At 41.6% G+C, this 23504-nt stretch carries 16 protein-coding genes; 5 read left to right on the top strand and 11 right to left on the bottom strand.

Annotated features, from left to right (window positions below):
* Positions 1 to 71: 71 nt before the first annotated feature.
* Positions 72 to 1169, bottom strand: a complete 1098-nt coding sequence (gene ychF, locus BP74_RS00330) for a redox-regulated ATPase YchF (protein ID WP_496369884.1) — start codon at positions 1167 to 1169, stop codon at positions 72 to 74.
* Between the two features lie 224 nt (positions 1170 to 1393).
* On the opposite strand from ychF, the gene BP74_RS00325 reads away from it, so the two are divergent.
* Entirely contained in the window at positions 1394 to 2794 is a 1401-nt protein-coding gene (locus BP74_RS00325) for a nucleoside recognition domain-containing protein (RefSeq protein WP_496369882.1), read from the top strand.
* A gap of 66 nt (positions 2795 to 2860) precedes the next feature.
* Here BP74_RS00325 and BP74_RS00320 read toward each other — a convergent pair whose 3' ends face one another.
* The 4 genes from BP74_RS00320 to BP74_RS00305 form a co-directional block, all read right to left on the bottom strand.
* Positions 2861 to 4708 (bottom strand): outer membrane protein assembly factor BamB family protein, encoded by a 1848-nt coding sequence (locus BP74_RS00320; protein WP_496369880.1) that lies wholly within the window; start codon positions 4706 to 4708, stop codon positions 2861 to 2863.
* A gap of 69 nt (positions 4709 to 4777) precedes the next feature.
* Entirely contained in the window at positions 4778 to 6613 is a 1836-nt protein-coding gene (locus tag BP74_RS00315; RefSeq protein ID WP_496369878.1) for a RagB/SusD family nutrient uptake outer membrane protein, read from the bottom strand.
* A gap of 10 nt (positions 6614 to 6623) precedes the next feature.
* Complete coding sequence (locus tag BP74_RS00310) at positions 6624 to 10049, bottom strand: SusC/RagA family TonB-linked outer membrane protein (RefSeq protein ID WP_496369876.1); 3426 nt, start codon at positions 10047 to 10049, stop codon at positions 6624 to 6626.
* Between the two features lie 88 nt (positions 10050 to 10137).
* Complete coding sequence (locus BP74_RS00305; protein ID WP_496369874.1) at positions 10138 to 10887, bottom strand: DeoR/GlpR family DNA-binding transcription regulator; 750 nt, start codon at positions 10885 to 10887, stop codon at positions 10138 to 10140.
* Positions 10888 to 11146: 259 nt separating this feature from the next.
* On the opposite strand from BP74_RS00305, the gene nhaD reads away from it, so the two are divergent.
* Positions 11147 to 12430, top strand: a complete 1284-nt coding sequence (nhaD, locus tag BP74_RS00300) for a sodium:proton antiporter NhaD (protein WP_496369872.1) — start codon at positions 11147 to 11149, stop codon at positions 12428 to 12430.
* 35 nt (positions 12431 to 12465) lie between these two features.
* Here nhaD and BP74_RS00295 read toward each other — a convergent pair whose 3' ends face one another.
* The 3 genes from BP74_RS00295 to BP74_RS00285 all read right to left on the bottom strand — a co-directional run bounded on the left by BP74_RS00295 (position 12466) and on the right by BP74_RS00285 (position 16354).
* Positions 12466 to 14031 carry an OstA-like protein gene (locus BP74_RS00295; protein ID WP_496369870.1) on the bottom strand — a complete coding sequence of 522 codons (1566 nt, stop codon included), beginning with the start codon at positions 14029 to 14031 and terminating at the stop codon, positions 12466 to 12468.
* A gap of 1 nt (position 14032) precedes the next feature.
* A complete protein-coding gene (locus tag BP74_RS00290; RefSeq protein ID WP_496369868.1) occupies positions 14033 to 15046 on the bottom strand; it encodes an MlaD family protein in 1014 nt (337 codons plus the stop codon).
* A 288-nt stretch (positions 15047 to 15334) separates the two neighbouring features.
* Positions 15335 to 16354 carry an N-acetylmuramoyl-L-alanine amidase family protein gene (locus BP74_RS00285; RefSeq protein WP_496369866.1) on the bottom strand — a complete coding sequence of 340 codons (1020 nt, stop codon included), beginning with the start codon at positions 16352 to 16354 and terminating at the stop codon, positions 15335 to 15337.
* Positions 16355 to 16429: 75 nt separating this feature from the next.
* Between BP74_RS00285 and BP74_RS00280 the strand changes: the two genes are divergently transcribed.
* Entirely contained in the window at positions 16430 to 19177 is a 2748-nt protein-coding gene (locus BP74_RS00280) for a putative LPS assembly protein LptD (RefSeq protein WP_496369864.1), read from the top strand.
* On the opposite strand, the gene BP74_RS00275 is transcribed toward BP74_RS00280, so the two are convergent.
* From BP74_RS00275 to BP74_RS00265, 3 genes are all read right to left on the bottom strand, one after another.
* On the bottom strand, positions 19171 to 19905 hold the full coding sequence (locus BP74_RS00275; RefSeq protein ID WP_496369862.1) for a lysophospholipid acyltransferase family protein: 735 nt from the start codon (positions 19903 to 19905) through the stop codon (positions 19171 to 19173). The genes BP74_RS00280 and BP74_RS00275 overlap by 7 nt on opposite strands.
* Before the next feature lie 9 nt (positions 19906 to 19914).
* Complete coding sequence (ung, locus tag BP74_RS00270) at positions 19915 to 20586, bottom strand: uracil-DNA glycosylase (protein WP_496369860.1); 672 nt, start codon at positions 20584 to 20586, stop codon at positions 19915 to 19917.
* A 190-nt stretch (positions 20587 to 20776) separates the two neighbouring features.
* Positions 20777 to 20938 carry a hypothetical protein gene (locus BP74_RS00265; RefSeq protein WP_496369858.1) on the bottom strand — a complete coding sequence of 54 codons (162 nt, stop codon included), beginning with the start codon at positions 20936 to 20938 and terminating at the stop codon, positions 20777 to 20779.
* Between the two features lie 326 nt (positions 20939 to 21264).
* On the opposite strand from BP74_RS00265, the gene BP74_RS00260 reads away from it, so the two are divergent.
* Both BP74_RS00260 and porG read left to right on the top strand, forming a co-directional pair.
* The gene (locus BP74_RS00260) at positions 21265 to 22503 is read left to right on the top strand and encodes a rhodanese-like domain-containing protein (protein ID WP_496369856.1); all 1239 of its coding nucleotides are present in this window, start codon (positions 21265 to 21267) and stop codon (positions 22501 to 22503) included.
* 125 nt (positions 22504 to 22628) lie between these two features.
* Entirely contained in the window at positions 22629 to 23462 is an 834-nt protein-coding gene (porG, locus tag BP74_RS00255; protein ID WP_496369854.1) for a type IX secretion system protein PorG, read from the top strand.
* The last annotated feature ends 42 nt before the right edge of the window (positions 23463 to 23504 follow it).

Here is a 23504-nt window from a genome sequence, read left to right as displayed (position 1 = left end):
AGAAATAAAAAGAGCCTTCATTAGTGAAGGCTCTTCCGGTAGTAATCATTTATTATTCGCTTGTGATTTTCTTAGACATTAAACCTGAAATGCATCACGTCCCCGTCTTTAACAACGTACTCTTTTCCTTCGATGCGTAATCTTCCAGATTCCCTGGCGGCAGCTTCTGAACCATATTTTACAAAATCTTCATAGCTGATCACTTCAGCTTTAATAAAGCCTTTTTCAAAATCAGTATGGATAACACTGGCTGCCTGCGGTGCTTTCCAGCCTTCATGTATGGTCCAGGCCCTTACTTCCTGCACTCCGGCTGTGAAATAAGTTTGCAGGGTCAGTAATTTATAGGCTGAGTGGATCAAACGGTCTAATGCCGGCTCCTTCATGCCGTATTCTTCCATGAACATTTGCTGATCTTCCTTATTTTCCAGTTCAGAGATCTGTGCCTCCACGTTGTTATTCATGATGATAACCTGTGCGTCTTCATTTTTTACAGCCTCTTTCAACATTTCGGAATATTTATTCCCCGTGTCCATGGAAGCCTCATCCACATTGGCCACATACAGAACTGGCTTGGAGGTTAACAGGAAAAGATCAGCAATAGCTGCCTGTTCTTCTTTATCCAGGTCAAGGGAGCGAATGCTTTTTCCCTGTTCCAGGTGTGTTTTGCAACGCTGAAGGATATCTAATTCCACCTTCGCTTTTGGATCTGTTTTAGCCATCTTTTCCGTACGGCTCAATTTCTTTTCTACACTTTCCAGGTCTTTCAATTGTAATTCGGTATCAATGATCTCTTTATCACTAACCGGGTTGATGGCTCCTTCTTCACGCAGCACGTTTTCATCCTCAAAACAGCGGATCACATGAATGATGGCATCCACTTCCCTAATGTTTCCCAGGAATTTGTTGCCCAATCCTTCGCCCTTGCTGGCACCACGTACCAGGCCTGCAATGTCCACGATCTCTATTTGAGTGGGAACCACCCTGTTTGGTTGAACAAGTTCCGCCAGTTTATTCAACCGGGCATCCGGAACATCCACCAGTCCCACATTAGGATCAATGGTACAAAAGCGATAGTTGCTGGCCTGCGCCTTGGCACTATTGCTTACTGCATTGAACAAGGTTGATTTTCCTACGTTGGGTAGTCCTACTATACCTGCTTGTAAAGCCATAATTGCAATTTCTTATTTATGTTTTGCCGGCGGTACTCATCAAACATGAACAATTATTTACCAGTTAACCGCCAGCTATTTTTTCGGGACGCAAAGATAAGCATCTCGGGTTGCCGATTTCAAAATGAAACGTTTAACTTCAAACCCGAAAAAGGAAGGCGGTAAAGGTTAAGCCATGGCTTTCAGAACCTTAGAACCCTGGCCTTAAACCTTAAACCTTTAGTATGGCGTTAAGCAGAATATGGTCGGCATTTGTGATTATTGCAGTTTTAGTGGCTTCTATAAGAATTGTCGCATCGGACAATAAGGTAATTTTCAGCTCAATGGTTACCGGTAAAAGCGGTGATACCATTCATTTAAGGCAAACAGATACCACGACATTATCTGAAATACAACTACACCATCTGGATTCTGTTGGGTATATGGCAATGGGTAATGCTTCAGTAAAGCGAACCAGCAATGGCAAGCTGGAATATTACCAGGTGCAGAATGCTGATGGAATTATTGAAACCTGCAAAAGCGCTGTTAACATCAGTATCGGATTGATCGGCATAATGGCCTTGTTCATGGGGTTTATGAGCATTGCAGAAAGGGCAGGGGGCATCAGGTTGTTGTCTAAGATCATTGGCCCGTTTTTCTCAAAGCTTTTTCCTGAACTTCCAAAAGGGCATCCTGCCATGGGTCATATGATGATGAATTTTTCTGCCAACCTTTTAGGTTTAGACAATGCAGCTACGCCATTCGGATTAAAAGCCATGCAAAGCCTTCAGGAAATAAACCCAAGTGCAGAAAGAGCATCGAACGCACAGATCATGTTTTTATGCCTGCATGCAGCAGGGTTTTCCTTAATTCCTGTAAGCGTTATAGCTGTAAGAGCCGCATTGAGATCTGCAAATCCTACCGACATATTTGTTCCCTGCATGATCACCACATTTGTGGCTACCATGGCTGCTATGTTTATTGTATCCTATAAACAAAAGATCAATTTATTTCAACCTGTAATAATGGCCTGGGTGGGTGGGTTTTCTGCACTCATTGTTATGCTGGTCATTTACCTGAACAGGTTAAGTGTAGAAGGCCTCCAGACATTCTCCAGTATTTTAAGCAATGGGCTTATTCTTTTGATATTCCTGCTGATCATTTTAGGTGCTTTTTATAAAAGGATCGATGTATTTGATGCTTTTATTGATGGCGCCAAAGGAGGATTTGATACTGCAGTCAAGATCATTCCTTACCTGGTGGGTATGTTGGTGGCGATCAGTTTATTGAGGACCAGCGGCAGCTTTGATATGGTCATTGATGGTATGAAAGCATTTTTTGCTTTCCTGGGAATGGATACACGGTTTGTTGATGCTTTGCCAACGGCCCTCATAAGACCTTTAAGTGGCGGTGGTGCAAGAGGTATGATGGTAAGTACAATGACAACATTCGGCGCTGATTCTTTTCCAGGTAGATTGTCGAGTATTATGCAAGGTGCTTCAGATACTACATTTTATGTGATAGCAGTTTATTTTGGAGCCGTCAACATCAAGGATACAAGGTATGCTGTGGGTGCTATGCTTCTGGCCGACCTTGTTGGAGTTATTACTGCCATTTTACTGGCTTATATGTTTTTCGGACGTTAAAGATTGAACCAATAAAAAAGAGGCAACAAAATGAAATTGTTGCCTCTTTTACTATAACCCAAAGATTCAAAAGTTCAGTAAACTGATTTTCCCATCCATGGTGGTTACTAATATTTCTTTATTACCTACAGGTAGCAGATTGGTAATTAATCCATTTGATGTTTTATGTTTCCATAAAACTTTGCCGCTAGCCCTGTCCAGCGCCACCGTTACACCGGATTGCGTGGGTACAAATACTATGTTATTCTTTTCAACAATAGCCGTAGGGCAGATCTCGTAGCCAAGTGATACATCAGCCTTCCAAACTGAGCTCATCTCATTGGCAGTAGTTGAAATTCCTTCTACATATCCCTGCATGGTTTTTACATATACCAACGAGCTATCCGTTGATAATCCCATGGATTCCCTAACCTTTATTTCAGGGACCTGTTTTCTCCAGATTACACTACCTGTATTTACATCCAGTGCAGTCATATACCTGTCAGGTGCCACAATGAATACACGGTTATGCGTGGCCACCGGGAAACAGGCAGCAGGAGAGAGCATCCGGTTGGAACTACCATTGTTCCACTTCCACAATAAGCTGCCGGTGGAAATATCAAGGCAATAAAAATCATTATTCCAGCAACCGAAAAGTATCCTGTTATTATATATCAATGGTTTGGTTACCACAAATCCTATAACTCCAGGGAAATCCCATAGAACGTTTCCACTATGCAAATCCAGCTTCCTGAAGTGTCCATCAGAAGAACCTATATAAACGGCATGTTGATGGATCACTGGATTACCCAAAACAGCTTTTTCTGCTTTGTATTTCCACGCGAGTTTGCCAGTTGTAACTGAAAGTGCATAGATATGATCATCGGAAGAGCCTGCGATAACAAGACCGTCTTTTACTGCAGGGATGGAATAGATCTTTCCACCTGTCTTATACTTCCATTTAACCTTACCGTTTCTCTTTGTAAGGGCCAATATCCCTCCATTGGTATTGGTGGTGAATACAAGATTTTCATTGTATGCCGTGCCGGAACCAATGTCACTGTTATCCTGGTAATTCCATTTTTCTTTTACCTGGGGAAAGCTGTCGTTAACAGTGTAGGAGGGTCGTGGATAATTTGCAGCATCATGTGAAAAATCATGTTCCTCCATTGGAAGCGTTAACCAAACAGGTTTTGTTTGCACGCCGGGTATCCTGACCCGGTAGCTTACCTGGTTGTTAATGATGGTTACAATATTGTATCCTCCGACTGTATCTTTTGCCCTCAGGTTTGATCGACCCATTACCGCAGGTATGCCTTCGAAATTGAGTTTATGGTTGGAATGGCCATGACCACAAAGTATCAACTGGACATTCTTTCTTTTCAACCTGTCGATGGCTTCAAACCAATTGTTCAATGAAGAATCCTGTGGATAGTGGTTTACGAATATGATGGGTGCTTTATCAGGTATGGTTTGCAAGGCAGAATCCAGCCATACGATATTCTCCCTGGGTATTTGGCCGGGACCCATGCGTATGTTAGGCCCACAATTGGTACCTAAAAAATAATATCCACCTTTTTGGAAATAGAAGGTCTCATTACCAAACACTTTCTTGAAGGTATTGGCGCCACTTTCGGACCAGTTGCCATCGTGATTACCCGGAATGATATACCAGGGTTTATTCAGGCTGTCAAGTATCTGTTTGGCCAGCTGAATTTCAGTATCGGCGCCAAACTCAGTTATGTCGCCTGAGATAACAACAAACTGGATCGAATCATTTTGATTGATGTCTATAACAGTTCGTCGCAGGTCTTCTGCCCCGGTGCTACTACCCACGTGGGTATCCGTTAAATGAACGAAAGTAAGCGGGTTGTTTTGTGAAAATAATTGGATGAAAGAAAATAAGGTGATAAGGGAGAATAGGAGTTTTTTCATTGTCAAATAGAGTAAAAGAAAAATCGGAAGTCTTTTTGAGACTTCCGATTAAATACTAATTATGAACTTTTACCAGCCGGTTGTTTGTGTGAGCGTGAAGCCCTTTTCCTGGTACTGAATGATCTGTGCCTGACCTATAGGGGACAGGTAAGACTTGTCAGTAAAAGAAAGCCTGTTTTGGCCATTCTCTACCATCCAGAATCCTACCATGGCATCTGCATTGGTACCATCCCAGGTTACAATGGTGCCATCTTCCTTCTTAACTCTTACTTTGCCCTTGTTTGCGGTAGTAAGATAGCTGGGTATTTCAGCTTTCACGTTCACCCATGGACCCAGTAAATAATCAGGATTGGTGCTGAAATCCATATACTGCAATTTCTTCCAGCGTTTAAGGTCTAATAACCTTGTATGCTCAAATACAAATTCCATTCTTCTTTCCCTGCGAATTTCCCATATCAGATCCGAAATTTCTGCATCCTTTGCCGGATCATTCGGAAGGGCGCTTAACATAAGAGGTGCTGTTTTTTGTACACCCTTAGCTATTGCTGCGGCTTCTAATGGACGATTACGAATGGCATTAATTGATTTATCAAGGTCACCCTGTGTTACAGCAGGACCTCCATAATATTCAGCTAATACGGCCTTGGCTTCAATCCAGTTCAGCACAACCTCCGCCAGGCGCATAACTGGTGCATCACTGGTGTTGGTATTACTACCCCATGCAGCAGGATATGTTTTGCCGATATAGGTGATCGCTTCTCTTGATGCAAACTTATACCCGTATAAAAGTGTAGCTGATGCAGCATTCACTTTATCTATAAAAGAAGCCTCGAAACGTGGATCCCTGGTTTTCACCAGGTCTGCAATCGCGAAACTGTTAGCGTTTGGAACTGTAGAGTTTTGCCATACTTTTCCGTCATTGGCAATAAACGATTTGATCAGAACCAGGTTGGGATCAACACCTACAACTTCAGTTCCATTGGAATAAGAACCAATACTGTGCGTGATGTTTAATGCAGCATCATAAACCCTGTACAACAGCACTTCAGGATGACCTGCCAGGCTTTCTGATGTAAATAGCGATTTAAAATCCTTACTGAAATTATATTTACCGCTATTGATTACTATATCCGCTGCTTCTACAGCAAACTCCAGGTATTTTTTGGCTCTGGCAGCATCCAAATTATGGTAATGCTGGTAGGTGCCTTCAAATAGCATGAACCTGGAAATGAAACCCGCAGCGATATATTTGTTTAAATTCAAGGGGCCGTCATTTTCGCGGATATTAGCAAGTACATATTTAAAGTCATCATATACTTTATCCATTACCACACCCCTGTTATCCCTGTCCTTATATAAGGTGGCGAGATCAGTGTTTAATACTTCCTTATCAAAATAAGGCACATCTCCAAACACACTCACCAAACGGCTGTATTCAAAGCCCCTAAAGAATTTGGCAACGGCCATCCAATGGTTATAAGCTTCTTCAGAAATCTTAGGCTTTACCACCGTGTTAAGTCGATCTATAAAAATATTTGAATTACGCACCCATGCAAAGTCCCATGTTGGTCCGGCATACTGCGACATCCAGGCAGCTGCTTCTGAAGTAGAGCCCCTGGATGTTGGGACACTGCTTTCAAAATTTGACTGAACATTCTTGCCTGTCAGGTCATCAGAAAAAGTATATCCTCTTACGGGTGTATAGTCTACGGTAAACGAAGAGTTATATCCATTAAAATAATTAGTATAAAAGTTATTAGCATACAAACGGAGATCATTTTCATTTCTCCAGAAATCAGGTCCATCAATTACTTTAGTAAGTGGGGGCCTGTCCAATACTTCCTTCTTACAGGAAAGAAGGACCAGGCAAGCTATTAAGCTATAGAAGTATGTTGAAAATTTCATCATGATAGTTTTAAAAATTTAATTGTGCACCAAAAGAAACACTTTTGAAAGCTGGAACACCCATTCCGGTACGTCCTGAATTATAGTTTGAACCATTCCACATGGAGTAACCACTGATCGTTTCAGGATCAATTGGCAGATCACCTAAATGATCCCAGGTAATGAAGTTTTCAAGACCTACATACACTCTTAAGGAACTAATTCTGGCTCTATCCGTCAGCGATTTTGGCAGGGAATATCCTACTGTGAAGTTTTTCAACCTCAGGTAAGACATATCCAGAAGATACCTGTCCTGAACCTGCATGTTATTGGCTGCATTGCTGCCACCATTATTATAGGCTGCAGGGTAGAAGGCACCTGTATTGTCAGGTCTCCAGTAGTCGCCTGCAAATGCTTCAGGCATGGCGCCATCACCAGAGTTATATCCAGGTATGGCCAGCATTCCATCTCCCCATATTTTCCTGCTTCCTACGCCCTGGAAAAAAGCACTGATATCAAAACCTTTATAATCAGCTCCCAGTCTTACTCCATACTCATAACGGGGGTTTGAATTTCCAATCATTTCAAGGTCGCCATGATCAGCCAATGTTCCTTTACCATTATTGATTTCACCATCGCCATTAACATCTTTAAACTTCACATCGCCAGGGCCAAAAAAGAAGTTGGATGAGGTTTGCAAAAATGGCTGGTAAACAGGTTTTTTGCCATCAGCACCAGCTTTTAATTTATAAACTTTTTTGCCTGCATAAAGCGCACTCTCAGCAGATGTAAGTGTAATCAGGATAGGTTTACCATTGGCATCCAGTTCAAAATCTTCATTCTGGTACAACCTGTCTGTACGATATCCCCAGATCTCACCAATGGTTTTGCCATTATAATTGCCGGTAACCTGGGTTCCTGAACCATAAGAAGTTAATATACTTTTCGCATCAGAGATATTTCCTCTGAAATTAATGCCCAGGCCATTGTCAAACCTGTGGTTAAAATCAACTGTCAATTCCCATCCTTTTGTTTCAAGTGCGCCATAGTTTCCTAGCGGTGCACCTATCCCGAATGTTAAAGGAATGCCTTCCTGAGGGACGATCATGTTCTCTGTGTTTCTTTGGAACAGGTCAAAAGAAACGTTTACTTTATTTTTAAGCAGTCCAATATCTACACCAATATTTTTACTAATGATATCCTGCCATTGTATATTGGCGTCAATGGCAGCAGGCGATCCTACATAGCTTACCCTTGTTCCATTGATCCAGTTTGATTGACCGATTGGCATAATAGGCAGGTATAAAGTGTTAGGGACACTTTGGTCACCAATAGAACCCCATGAGCCTCTGAACTTAAGAGAATTAAGTACTGGTTTTGTCCATTCCATAAACTTCTCTTCGCTAGCTACCCAACCGGCAGAAACAGATGGATACCATCTCCACCATAAGAATTCCGGGAATTTGGAAGAACCATCATAACGTAAGTTTCCTTCCAAAAGATATTTGTTTTTGAAAGCATAGTTGATACGTCCGAAATAGCCCAATTGAGATTCCCAATTTTTATCTCCGGCAACAGTTGCTGTTCCAATACCAAATGGGATCTGTGGGTTTGTAATATCCAGATTATTTGTCACCTGGGATGATTGCCATTCTGTAGTTGCCGTTACACGGTTGATACCAAGAATAAACTTAAAGGCGTGGTCTTCCTTTACATTCAGGTTATACGTCGTCAAAGCATTAATGGTATTACTAAAGAAGTTTGTTGCAGTCCGGGCAATATGATCCGGGTTGGATCCGGCTGCTGTATATGTTTCATTTGTCAGGTCAAATGCAGGTTTGGCACCTTGAGCAGTGCTTGCAACTACTTTACCTGTGCTATCTACATATACAGGATTACCATTGGCATCTAAGCGGGCCTTTGGTGCTGCCCATGAGTTCCTGGCAGTAAATCTTGTTCCCGGTCTTTTCCATGTTTCGTCCTGGTTAGAGAAAGTATAATCGAAATCTACTTTCCAGTTATTGGTAATGTTAACTGTTGCTCCCAGGCTATAATTGGAATAGTTCTGCAAAATATTAGCGGTGTTCGCAGAAGCTATTTCACTGTATGGGCTCCTGATAAGATCACCGTTTTCATCCCTGCCTAATGGATACAATGAACTCCACCTGTATAGATAATACCAGGGATCTGCGGTTGTGGAGTTGGTGGCATAGGCATATTCTTTATTTCTCCTGGAATACAATGTTCCCCCACGAATGGTCAGGTACTTATTGATATCACTGGATATTTTCATTGAAACATTGTAACGGGAAAATTTATCAGATTGTGCAGGTTTCATCATACCGCTCTGGTCTAACAAACCAAGACCAAGGTTGTAAGATGTTTTTCCTTGCGTAAGTCCTACTGACAAATTATGTTGTTGGGTAGGCGCCCATTCTCTTACCATATAGTCGTATGGATCATAAGTCCTTACGCCCATTTTTTGGTTAGTAGGTCCCTGTGTATACCAATCCCTTCCAAATACTGTAGGATCATTGGCTCCAAGCGTACTGCCATACTTTTCTTTCCATTCAACTGCTTTATTATAGCTTGCCCTGTCCACATAATAGAAAGCCCCGGTAGGAGTGGTTACACCAATACGTTCCGCTGCGTCTACTGTATATCTCAGGCCATCAACATCAGCCATTTTAATGTCTTTCCATACATTCTGGAAAGAAAAGTTGTTGGAATAGTTTATTTGAGGTTTGCTGGTACCTGAACCTTTCTTGGTGGTGATCAATATAACACCAAACGAACCTTTAGAACCATAGATGGATGCAGAAGCGGCGTCTTTTAATACAGTGATGGAAGCGATATCATTTGGATTGACAACCTGGATGCTTGGAATTTCAACATTATCCAATAAGATCAATGGTGAACTTCCTCCCTGTAAAGATCCCAACTGTCCTCTGATCTTGATAATGGGATCAGATCCTACTTCACCACTTGGAACGGTTACACTAAGTCCGGATGCAGAACCCTGTAAACCTCTTCCTACATCTGCAATTGGCCTTCCACCTAATGTTTTCTTTACATCAATGGTTGATACGGCTCCAGTGAGGTTACCTCTTTTTTGGGTGCTATAACCAACCACCACTACATCTTCCAATGAATTATTGGTAAGTGTAGCCAATTTCACTGATACCGTATTGCCTTCACCAACCACAGCTTCCTGGGCGGTATATCCTACATAGGAAAAATGCAGGGTTTGCCCGGTTTGAGCTGCAATGGTAAAACGACCCTGGGCATCAGTTTGGGTGGCCCGGTCAGTGCCTTTAATTGATACAGTAACACCTATTAACGGTGTACCATCATCCCCGGTTATCTTACCTGAGATGGGTCTTTCCTGTGCAAGACCGGAAAAACCAAATAATAGCAATCCAAAACTTAGGAATGCCAGTTGGAGAATTCTTCTCATGTTAAGCGTTTTAAACTTTAATTGTGCAATAAAAAAATGTCTGTTTGTTAGACTCATCCTTTCGTAGTTCTATATAGCTCTTTAAATATTATAATACCTTGATCCCCGCTTTTATATAAGGCTCTAAAACAGGATCATCTGGTGATAGTTCGGTAATAAGCGTATCTATTTTTTGAATGTCACAAACCTGTATGGGCTGTTGCGAATTGATCTTTTCTGAAATGGTCAGGCATACCAGCCTTTTTGCCGATTCGATCATTGCTTTTTTGATCTGAACCACTTCCCAGTCATTGTCGGAAACTCCACTTTCCAGGTTGATAGCATTAATACCTAAAATGCAGAGGTCAGCCCGTAATTGCCTGATGCGTGAAATAGCTTCCAGCCCGACAGTGATCTTGGAGTTCTTGGATATCTTGTCTCCAATAACAATAACATCAATGTTCGGATGGTTCATGTATTCATATATGGCTGGTATGCTACCTGAAATGAAAGTGGCGTGCAATTGTGTGGGTAGCACCTTCGCCAGTTCAATAATTGTGGTTCCACCTCCCGTAAGCACAAACATGCCATCCTGTACCAGTGAAACAGCTTTTTGGGCGATGATCTTCTTTTGTGTATAGGAGTAGATTTCTCTGGAAGATTGATTGCCGTGATGAAAAGAAGGGGAGAGGGCTCCTCCATGAACCTTGATCAGTTTGCCGGCTTCAGCTAATTCCTGCAGATCCCTCCTGATGGTGTCATCAGACACATTGATATGATGACTGAGGTCTGTGGAAAGTACCTTATTGTGCAGGTTTACCTGGTGGAGAATGTAGGCTTGTCTTTCTCTTTTAAGCATCTCGTTAGTTCAATTGCCGCCAAAATAAAGTAATATGCTGCACAAAACCGCAAAAACCTTAAGAAAAATTTAAGAATTATGCCAAATACCCGCATTTGAGAAATCTTGAATGAGTAAAAACGCAATTTAAGCTTATCTGTAATGAAAGGACATTCTACTTTATCAATCCTATACCTATGGACATAAAACTGTTCAGTATTTTTCTTAAGTTGTTTATTTGTAAAGTTTACGCTATCATAAGAAACCAAATAAAAGAATTATGGCAGGGCTTTTACTTTCGATCTTTATTATAGGTTACCTGGCCATCGCCTTCGAGCATAAAGTGAAGATCAATAAAGCCGCCATTGCTTTGATCACAGGTATTCTATGCTGGACGGTATATATTCTTTATGCAGACGACGTACACGCAGTGGATTCTAACCTGAGCCATCACCTGGGTGAATTATCGCAAATTCTTTTTTTCCTCCTTGGGGCCATGACCATTGTCGAACTGATAGATGCTCATGATGGATTTGAGATCATTACCCGTCGCATTACTACCCTCAATAAAAAAAGGCTCATTTGGATCATTTGCCTGCTCACTTTTTTTCTTTCCGCCATCCTGGATAACCTGACCACAACCATTGTAATGGTATCACTGGTCAAAAAGCTGATGGATGATAAAAAAGACCGGCTGATGTTCACGGGTGCTGTTGTCATTGCTGCCAATGCCGGTGGTGCCTGGTCGCCTATTGGTGATGTTACAACCACCATGCTTTGGATTGGAGGACAGATCACTGCCTTCAATATCATTATTAAATTATTGCTCCCCAGCATGGTATGCCTGCTTGTTCCCTTAATGGCATTAGGCTTTATTTTGAAAGGTAATGTCACTCGTCCTGTACAGGAGGAAGAAGCAGGAGAAAATGAACCGCTGGAAAGGCATCGTAATATTGTGTTTTTTGCCGGTATAGGAATTCTCCTGCTTGTACCCGTATTCAAAACAGTGACCCATTTACCGCCATTTATGGGCATATTATTAGGACTGGGATTATTATGGGTCATCGTGGAAATATTGCACAGCGATAAGGATGAAGCGGACCGTAAATTTTATACGGTTACCTATGCGCTTCGAAAGATAGATGCACCCAGCATTTTATTCTTCCTGGGCATATTACTGGCTATTGCCGCACTGGAGTCAACCGGCCAGCTCACAAGCCTTGCCGCCAATTTGGATTCAAATATTAAGGATGTAAACATCATTGTATTGTCAATAGGACTGATATCTTCCATAGTTGATAACGTACCATTGGTGGCAGCTTCTATGGGAATGTATCCTTTGGAAAGATACCCTACCGATCATTATTTCTGGGAGTTCCTGGCCTATTGTACGGGAACAGGTGGCAGTGCGCTTATCATTGGTTCAGCTGCAGGGGTAGCTGCCATGGGTATTGAAAAAATTGACTTTATGTGGTACCTGAAAAAGATCAGCTGGTTAGCACTCATGGGATATTTTTCAGGTGCATTGATCTATATACTGCAGGAAAAGATATTTGGCGGGTAGTAAATACCTTGCCTGGTTTAATAAACCAGGTATGCCTACTCGAAAAGTTCATACTTGGTCTTGGGTCTTCTTTCTTCCAGCCACTGGAAACTGGGCAGGTGCATTTCCGAAGGATGCTTTTGCGAGATAGGATAGAGTGTTCCTTTTACTGTACTTCTCAGGATCACTTTATAAACTTCTCCTTTTACAAAAAATACATCCAGTACATCACTGCTGGTTTGATTGACACTGGTAAAGGCACTGTCCTTGTCCTGTATAAAATAAACCGATTCGGCTGCACCCCGGGCCCTCACAGAATCAATAACTCCTTCCTTGAAAAAACCGTCCATCCTTGTTGACTTTACCTGGTTGTATACTCCCCGCTGCACTTCATTCACCATAAAGCTATTTTCAAAGGTCTTGATCTTATCGGCCTTTTTGTTTTTCGTATACAGGTAAATGGTATCACCCGTCATCTGGCTTTTCCGGCTCCATACCACAGGGTTTTGGTATAAGTGGAAAATGGAATCTTTAAATGAATAAAATACACTGTCACTTACCGCCTGCATGGAATCAGAAAATATGCGAACATGCCTGAATGCTTCAAAATACCGGTTGGTACTGTCTTTTTCCTTCACACCCAGTTTTTTTAAAATACTGTCAGCGTTTTTATAAAGATCTGTTAGCCTTGCCGAGAACAAAGTATCTGCAGTCAGGTACAGTGAATCCTTTTCCTGCTTAATGATCATTAGAGGCTTTTGAGTGGCCAGGTAAGCACTGGTCTTTTTGTTGGCAAAAATCCGATTGGCAAGTATGTTCACTCCCTGCGCTGTATCTATCAATACGCCACGACCCTCAATCTGGATGATGCCGGTGGAATCATCACTGGCGATCCTGTCGCCGGTGGCCGTCATTGCCTTGTCCTTTATCGTTGTACGGGAGGTAAATTCTGCACGGCTATGCGCCACATCATAATAACCCTCCTTTGTTGCTATTGTTTTACCTGCACTATCTTTTATAAAGGTTTCCGCAATGAACCTGGCAACCTGTGTTTCAGTATTATAAAGAAGTGAATCTGTTTTTAAATAGTACGCAGGATCTTTCAATTCCACATTGTCTTTGAAATAGATATCCCTGATATCTGTATAATATACGCCTTCACGGCTGGTAAGTACTGATTTTTTATTGACAACCTTGCCACCATTATGGTAGGTGCCAATCTTTGTCGCCACATCATAGTCAAGGTCTTTGGTAGTCAGTGTTGCATGACCGTCGCTAAGCCTTACATTGCCATTCAGGTAGGCCATTTTTTTGTTTCCAATGTAATTCAGGTGGTTGGCCCATACATTCGTTGTATCACTATCATTGATGTGTACATTTCCAAAAGCTTCAAATGTATTGGCGCTGCTGTTAACGATGCAGCTGTCACAATTGAAAAGGGTAGTGCCTTGTCTTAATTGTACATTACCGGATAATATTTGTAACTGACCTTCAGGTTTGAGGTATAGGAAATTAGCCCTGATGATATTCACTTTGGTCGTATCACCTGTTGGGGCTTGCGCATGTGCCAGTGTAAGAAGAAAGAAATAAAAGAACAGGAAAGAAGTTAGCTTTTGTTTCATCTTATTGCTTAACCACCACAAGGGTATCTTTGGCTACAGGCGAAGTTAAAGGCTCACCCTTGTTCTTTCCACCAAACACAGAAATATTAACGTAGCGTTTGGGGTGCACACGTATATCATCAAATAATATTTCCGCACTTAAAGCAACCGTGTTTAACCTGTTGGTCATATTGTCCAAACGGTCATAAATGGCGCGGTCATTCATCAATAAACCAAGGGTTCCTTTACTGCTGTTGAAACTGCTGACCGTATTCTTTAGTTCATTGATCGTAGCCTGTAAGGCAGCAACTGTACCATCAATATTGGAGTTGGCCAGTTTGGAAGTGGTAACCTCTACGTTTCTTATCGAACTGGTGATAGCATCATTATTCGAAGCCAGGTTACCGGTTATAGAATTCATATTGTTCAGCGACTTCGCCAACATGCCGGATTGGGCATTCAGCATTTGTTGCAGATGGCCGGAAGAAATAGCCAGGTTGGCAATCAGGCTGCGCATGTTGTTCTTGGTATTGGGATCGAATATATCATTTATCGCTCCAATGGTCAGTTTCAATGAATCCAAAGTTTCATTGACACGTGTAATGGTAGGGGTTATCTGCGCTTTTATATCACTCATGAGTCCCTGGTCAAGTTTAGTTGAAATGGTATCCCCCGGAGCTAAATAAGTATTGGCATCGCCTTTTGTTATATTAATAAATGAACCACCGACTAAGGGACCATCAATAAAAGCCACAGAATTTTTAGGAATATTGACATCGCGGGATAAATGAATTTCAACAATGATCTTGTTGACCTCCTTATCTTTTGGCACCATTGTATAAACAGTGCCCACAGGCAGCCCATTAATTTTTACCTGGTTGGATTTTTCCAGGGTACCAATGTTAGAGAACTCCGCAAAAAGAACAGGTGTTTTAGAAAATAAACTTTTACCCTTTAAAAAGTTAAAGCCTAAAACCAGGACCACTATAGATGCAATAGCCAGTAAGCCTACCTTAGTTTCATTGGTTAATTTCATGTATAATCTTTATTTTTTCCATACCTGCCAGTATTCGTTTATTCACAGGCTGTCTATTGATCACTATCTATAATGCAAATCCTTAATTCCGTCTCAAAATAAGAAATAAATCTCCAACCTTATAACTGCCCGGTCCTTGCAAGAGCTTTGGTTAAAAAATCATACCAACCATATAGAGGATTAAATTCACTGGTATAATTGGATAGATCCGCCGATAATGGTGGAATGGCGGGGCCTTAGGTAGCACCAGGCTTAACCTTTACCCAGATAGAGGATTAAAATATAATATTACCGTGAAGCTGCTTTCCTTTCAGCTATTTCCACATCCTGTAGGAAGGCTGCAGGGTTAGAGTTGGTTTTAGGAGTGCTAAAGCCGGTTACTGTATTTGTGTTTTGCTTCTTTTCCAGCCAGTCCACATAGTTTTTAAGTGCATTAGTGATGCACTGTGCGATCTCGGTTTGTCCTGAATCGCTATTGAGGTATTCTTCTTCCTGGGGGTTGGTAATAAACCCGGTTTCTACCAATATACTTGGCATGGCTGTAGCCTGTAAAACCCAGATGCCTACCTGGCGCTGGTGAGCTCCACCACTGATACGCCCCACTTTAGAAAATTGTTCTTCCACCATACTGGCAAGTGTCACACTTCGTTTAGCGAATTGCCTGGTTTTTACCAATGAAAGTGCAACAAATTCGGGAGAGTTAGGATCTATATCCCCATATTTTTCTTTGTAATTGTCTTCAGCAAGCATTGGGGCATTTTCTCTCACTGCCACTTCCTTGTCTTCACTTTTGTGTGCACCCCAGATGTAGGTTTGTGTGCCACGGGCAGAAGTATTAGGCACTTCATAATACCTGTACTGGGCAACTTTGCTTGTATGCTTTCTTTTTTTCTTGCCTTTGCCGGTATAGTGAACACTGGTTCTATATCCAACAAATTCCCTTTTTTGAATCGGGGGCATGGCATTCACATGGATCGATACAAATAGATCGCCCCGGTTCTGGTTGGCAATATCTGCCCGTTCATGCAGATCTGTTATATACTTTGTAGGCCTGGTCTCAATGATCTTAACATTGGGCAGATCTTTGGCTACCATAGCCACTAATTTTTTGGAAACAGAAAGGCAGATCTCATCTTCATAAGAATAAGAGCCCCGTGCTCCGTTATAACCGCCATTTGACATGATACCATGTCCTGCATCTATGATGATCGTCTTTAAAACCTGTTGGTGAGGAGTAACTTTAGTAAATGAATAGAGAAGAGCAGAACCAGCAAGGAATGAAACAAGCACTAAAGTTTTTTTAAGCATATCAGATTTTGTTTGACGGTTTAATCTTCACAAATTGTTTAAGTTTCAAAGGGTTACTTTTGTTTTAACATCCTTATGGCTCAACTGCACAAATTTAGGCCAAAATATTTCTGTTTTGTATCTGCAGCTATTGCATTTAGCATTGCCATAACGTGTAAAACACAAGCCCATGGTTTGTTCACCGCTGAAATTTACAGCACTTTAACAACTGACACAATACCCCTTCGTAAAAATAATTTGAGGGATTCACTATCACGAAACGATTCCTTATCTCTCAGCACTGACACATTACGCGATTCATTAAAGCATACAGATACACTTCCTCCCAGCCCGAAAATAGATACGTTCTCCATCAGGATGTCAAAAGACACATTGGATGCTCCTGTAAATTACGAGGCCGAGGATAGTGCGGTGCTGTTGGTGAAGGAGAAAATGTTTATCCTATATGGAAAAACAAAAACGACTTATAAAGATGTAACCTTAACTGCTCCCAAAGTTTTGATCAACCAGGAAACCGGCATTGTGACGGCTTACAATTCAAGGGACAGCCTTGGTAATGTGGCAACGCGGGCGAGGTTCCAGCAAGGTACCGAACAGAATTTTGAAAGCGATACCATTACCTACAATTTTAAAACGCAACGTGGGTTGACCTTTAATACCTATACCAAGCAGCAGGATATGTGGGTGCAGGCCAACCTTATTAAAAAAGTAAATGCCAATACCACTTTTGCCAGGCATGTGATCATGACCACCTGTGATTACGATGAACCCCATTTTGGTTTTGTGAGCAGTAAGGGAAAATTTATCAATAATAAAATAGCGGTTACAGGACCCATACACCCGGAATTTGAAGGGGTTCCCATACCTATTTATTTACCATTTGGTTTATTCCCTTTGAACCCCGGGCGGCATTCGGGCATACTGGCGCCAACCTTTGAAGTAAATGAACAATTTGGTATAGGGCTGATCAATGGTGGCTATTACCATGTGCTGAATGATTATGTGGATGTCACACTGCGGGGGAATATTTATTCCTATGGCGGATGGATGGCCAACCTGACACCTACCTATAGAAGGCGTTACCGGTACAATGGTTCCCTGAACATAAGTTTGATGCGCACCAAGCAAAACTTCAAGGGTGATCCGGATTTCAGTGTGAATAAAACCTTTAATGTTTCATGGAACCACTCTGTTGATAGTAAAGCCAAGCCGGGAACCAACTTCGGTGCCAATGTGAACTTTGGATCAACGAAGTACAACCAGCTTTTGGCTGACAATCCCATCCGCAATGTGAGCAACAGCCAGCAATCCTCCATCAACTATTCCAAGACCTGGACGGGGACCACGCCCATGAACTTTACCATGAGCGCCAACCAAAGCCAGAACAGTGTAAACCATTTGATGAATCTTACACTCCCGGATGCCGGCTTCAACATCAGTACCTTCTATCCTTTTCAGCGCAAGGAAGTGATAGGATCTCCAAAATGGTATGAGAAAATAGGATTGGGCTATACTGTTACTGCCAGGAACCAGGTATCTTTTTATGATACGGCATCTAATAGTATTGGCAAAATATTAGATACTTTGGAATGGGGCGCACAACACCGGTTTCCTATAAGCCTTTCCTTGCCACCATTAGGTAAATTCATTGTTTCTCCCTCCATCTCTTATGAAGAGACCTGGCTGACACACCGGATGAGACGACAGTGGAATCCTGTGGCCAGCAAGATCGACACCATATCCAATGAAAAAGGATTTTTTACCGACAGGCGTATGAGTTTTTCATTGGGCGTCAACACCAATATTTACGGAACCCTGGCTTTCAAAAAATCAAGGCTCATGGCCATACGACACGTAGTCCGGCCCAGCTTTAGTTTTAACTATACACCCAACCTTTCCAAAGGAAAATATGATGTGATCCAGGTGGACAGTTTTGGGCATATTGCAGCATTGCCCCAGTTTATCAATAACAGGATCTTTTCCGGTTATGGATATGGCAGGTTTGGAGGTATCAGTTTTGGCGTAGATAATAACCTGGAAATGAAATGGCGCAGTAAAAAGGACACAGGCGATGCAGCCATTAAAAAAATAAGATTGATAGATGGTTTTGGTTTCCAGAGCGGGTATAATTTCCTGCTGGATTCTTTTAAACTGATCCCATTCAATTTATACCTGAGAAGCACCTTGTTTGAAAAGCTCAGTCTTTCTGCTACCGGCGACCTCGATCCCTACCAATACGATACGTTGGGAAGAAGAATTAATAAATATGCCTGGAGTGGGGGGCGTTTGAGTCTTGGCCAGTTAAGATCCGGAAGTGTGTCCATGTCCACCCAATTCCAAAGCAAGCCCCGTGATCCTAAACAGGGACCCAATCCCAATGCGCAAATCGGGCGCCATATCAATGATCCTGCACTCATGGCTGATGAACAAAGATTGCAGGATTATATGCGAAGGAACCCGGCTGAATTTGTAGATTTCAATATTCCATGGTCTATTGGGTTATCATTTTCCTTGAGTTTCTTTAAGCAATTCGACCAGGCACAAAAAAAATTCAAGACAACTGTTACCTCGAGTGCTTCCTTTAATAATAGTTTTAGCCTGACGCCAAAATGGAATTTTACTACCAATGGCTTTTATGATTTTAAAACAAAACAGTTAACGACGTTTACCATGTCTATATCAAGAGATATGCACTGCTGGCAAATGGCCATTAACGTTACCCCAATTGGTAACTACCGGTATTTTAATATCAGCATTAGCCCCAAGTCTTCAATCCTGCAGGATCTCAGGATCAACCGTACCAGGACCTTTGTGAACTATTGATGATTTAAGTAATAGTTCTTCATCACTTCAAACACTTCCTCTTTTAGTTCCTGGGTAGTTATACCTGCGGATTCGATGGCCGGAAGAAAATGCATTTCCACTCTTTGCGGCCAGAAGAAAAAGGTCTTGTTCGTAGGGAGCACTTTGGTTGTATTAAAAATAACAGCTGGTATAACCGCTTTTCCGGTTTCGACCGCCAGTTTAAAAGCACCGTCATGGAAACGCTGTAATGGTTGCGAGGTTTTATTACGGGTACCTTCAGGGTAGATACACATATGTAAACCCATTTTCAGCACTTCTTTCATTTTGGTATAGCTGGCCCTACGGCTTTCTTCACTTTTGCGGTTCACAAGCACACTGCCTCTTTTATAGATCACACCAAATACAGGTATTTTCGCCATTTCATGCTTTGCAATGGTTTTGTTAGCCCCAGGTATGGCCGAACTGGATAGGGGAACATCCATAAAGGAATTATGATTGCAGACAACCACGTAAACCTGTCCTTTTTTAAAGTTTCCCTTGCCTGTAATTTTTCTCCTGACGCCTGAGAAAACAAAAAAAGTGGTCATCCATATATCAAAGATCTTAAACACATATATGGTCCTTTTCGGTTCCGGCCATAATCCTGTTATCCAGATAGGTATAAAATAGAGCAGCAGGGAAATAGCAAAAACCAACAGTGCCCACAATGCAAAGATCCTTCCCAGTATATTCTTCAATAAATTCATGTGCAAATATTATAAAGCCCAGTCAATTGGATCCAAATTCTGTTTCATTAAATAAGTGTTGGTTTTCGAAAAATGCCGGCATCCAAAAAAACCATTATGGGCGGAAAGAGGTGAGGGGTGGGCAGCTTTCAATATATGGTGTTTTTTTATGTTGATCAGCTCCATCTTCTCCTGCGCAAATTTCCCCCATAACAGGAATACAATGTGCTCCTTCTTTTCCGACAAAGTTCGGATGACACAATTGGTAAAACTGTGCCAGCCTATTTTTGAATGACTCATAGGCTCTCCGGCTCTCACCGTGAGGGAAGCATTTAATAATAGAACGCCTTGCAGCGCCCAGGGGGTCAGGTCTCCATCCTTTGGAACAGGAATGCCCACATCATCCTGTAATTCCTTAAAAATATTTACCAGTGAAGGTGGTTCGGGAATTCCTTTTGGAACAGAGAAGCTCAGACCCATTGCCTGCTTTGGACCATGGTAAGGATCCTGGCCCAGGATGACCACTTTCACAGCATCAAAAGGGGTTTTGTCAAACGCATTAAAGATCAATGATCCTGGAGGGTAAATTACTTTTCCCTGTGCTTTTTCTGTTTTTAAATGTTCTGTGATATTCTTGAAATAGGGCTTTTTGAATTCATCCTTTAATTCATTTTTCCAGGACGATTCAATCTTGACATTCATCAGTTGGTTGATTTTAAAAAGGCTGAAGGTATCAATTATTGGATTACTAGTATACTGTCAAACAGGTTCATCGGGTGGCCACCGATTATATAATGAGGTAGCGTATGATTGTGAGAGATGTGTATCCCTTGATGGATCTATTAAAAAGGAAAAGATTCGGGACAGTTGAATGAAGGAAGTAGCAGGATGATCAATTGTCATTTAAAAAACTGTCTATCATTTCCTGTTTTTCCTGCTCCTGCGTAAAGCGCTTATACTCAAGCAGGAACAATCCGGAAATAATAATGGACAATCCAAAAGCAATTTCCTGGATCCTTTCTGTGATATCACCAGCAATTTCCATTAAGTACATAACCAATCTTTTTTAGTATTGATTCAAAAGCTTTGCCACGAAAAATTGGTATTCAAACAGCTTTTTGCAGGATGCTGGAGTTGTATTCTAAAGTTACAAAAAAAGCCCTGTTTTGCCTAAATCATTGTTCAGGAGCGGTGTTACCCGGATTAATGCCAAATGATATGATTTTTACCTGGGACTGGAACCCGAATATTTTTGTCCTTTACCTTCTACAAATCACCTTATCCATAAAACTTAGGGAAACGATGCCAATGAAATAGTTCCCGGTTTTCCATTCATAATAAAAGAGCATAGTTATTAGCTTTTCTTTTATACATTAAAGAATGAAACTTTTTAAGATAACCAGGACTGCGTTATTATTCTCCTGCCTGCTGCTTTGTAGGTTTTCAAATGCCCAGTATAAAAATGATAACCTTCTTTTCAGGACTACGTATCCCGAAGATCTATGTAAGGAATTAAATAAATATCCCGGTGCTCTTGTATTGGATGTAAGATCGCAAGGGGAATACAATGATACATCCTCCAGCACAGGGTTGAATATTGGACATTTAAAAAACGCTCTGAATATAGATGTGCGCCAGTTGCCCCTGCAATTGCATTCATTAGATGCTTATAGAGACAAAGCGGTTTTTGTTTATTGCTCCCATAGCCAACGGAGCCGAAGGGCCAGCAAAATGCTTGCGGATAGTGGGTTTCGTAATGTGATCAATATCAATGGTGGCATGACTGCAATAAGAGCTCTGGATAATAACCAGTTACCCTGCAGTAATACCTTGCTGGAAACGAAAAATAAATATGCGATTATCTCGGCTTCAGAACTGTGCAGGCAGTGGAAGGGCCATTCTAAAAACATGATACTTCTGGATGTTCGGCCTGATTCAGCCTGGCAACATATTACTTCCAATCCAAAAGTCAATGCCATGGGAAGTTTTAAAAACACCAGGCATATTGCCCTGGATGAACTTTCATCGCAAATCAACGATCTGCCTAAGAATAAAGCGATCATCCTGACTGATAATTATGGTGCTGATGCGGCAAAAGCGGCCAACCTACTGGTTGATAAAGGCTTTACAAATGTTTCAGTTTTGCTGGAGGGAATTGACAGGTGGTTAATTACCAGCAGTGATAATACATCATGCAAGGATATTTATATTCCTGCTGTCAGTTACCTTATCATAAGTTCTGCTGAATTTGGAAATCTGATAAAAAATAAAAATGATCACCTTATCCTTGATGTACGTACCCTGGATGAAGTATCTAACAAGGCAAAGGAAAGTTATAAGAACATTGGTCATATAAAGAATGCAGTCAGTATTCCAGTTGCTGAATTAGAAGCACGGATGAATGAGATAGAAGCTTATCGTAATAAACCGGTTTTCGTGTATGCTTTTTCAGGATCGCCTGAGGCTTATATGGCAGCTAATACATTGGTGCAAAAGGGATTCACAAATATCAGGTTGTTGGCTGGCGGCTTGTTTAATATCAGGTGGACAGCAGCCAATGTTGCGGGCATGGACCACCTGGGTGCATTGGTTACTGACGTTCCTTCAGAAAATAAATAACACACGTATGTTCTCTGCCGTTGACTGTAGTCTTTACAGCTGTATGGTTTCAAAAATCTCTTTTAATACCTCGCGTACAATAAAGCGGCCTTAAATTTGTTAAATAGGAATAAAATTTCCTCTTGATGCGAAAAACCATTGTTTTTTTTCTTGTATCCATCATCACTTTACCATCTTTCAGCCAGGTTAGATTAGGCATCTTTGGAGGGTTATCCAATTACCAGGGCGATCTAACAGACAAACCTTATAAAAGCTCTAAAACTGCTTTTGGCATTACAGCCTCTTTTCCAATAACACAACGATTCAGCATCAGGACAGGACTTACCCTGGGAAAAATAGCCGGAGCAGATAGTTTAGGTGACAAGCCTGAATTGATTGCCCGCAACCTTAGTTTCCAATCTAAGATCACCGAGTTTAGTGTGCTGGGAGAATATAATATTTTTAATATAGAAGATATTCGCTGGACACCCTATCTGTTTGGCGGGCTTGCACTTTTTCATTTTAATCCTTTTACTTACGACTCCATTCAATCTAAAGTTTACCTGCAACCCCTGAGTACAGAAGGGCAGGGGTTACAGGGCTATCCGGAAAAGCCTTATAAACTAACACAGCTTGCCATTCCTTTTGGTGCTGGTGTAAAATATGCCATCAGTGACAGGGTGCAAATAGGACTTGAAGTAGGTTTGCGCAAAACATTTACAGATTACCTTGATGATGTCAGCAGTGGCTATGCCGATCCCGCAGATCTCCTGGCTGGCAAAGGACAGCAATCTGTTGACCTTTCCTACAGGGGTGATGAAGTTGGTAATCCCACTTATCCTACCAAAGGCTTTACAAGGGGCAATCCAAAGGCTAAGGATTATTACTACTTTTCGGGGCTGCACCTCACTTTCGCGCTGGGCGGTGGAGAGGGTAAAAGCAGTGGACGGGGAGGTTATGGATGCCCTAAAGTTTTCTAATTAACATTTGTCATGATTTTATAAGTCATCGGTTCCTACTTT

The sequence above is a fragment of the Flavisolibacter ginsengiterrae DSM 18136 genome, assembly GCF_059568575.1.
The sequence above is the reverse complement of the archived record's forward strand: the minus strand, read 5'-3'. Positions and strand labels throughout refer to the sequence as shown.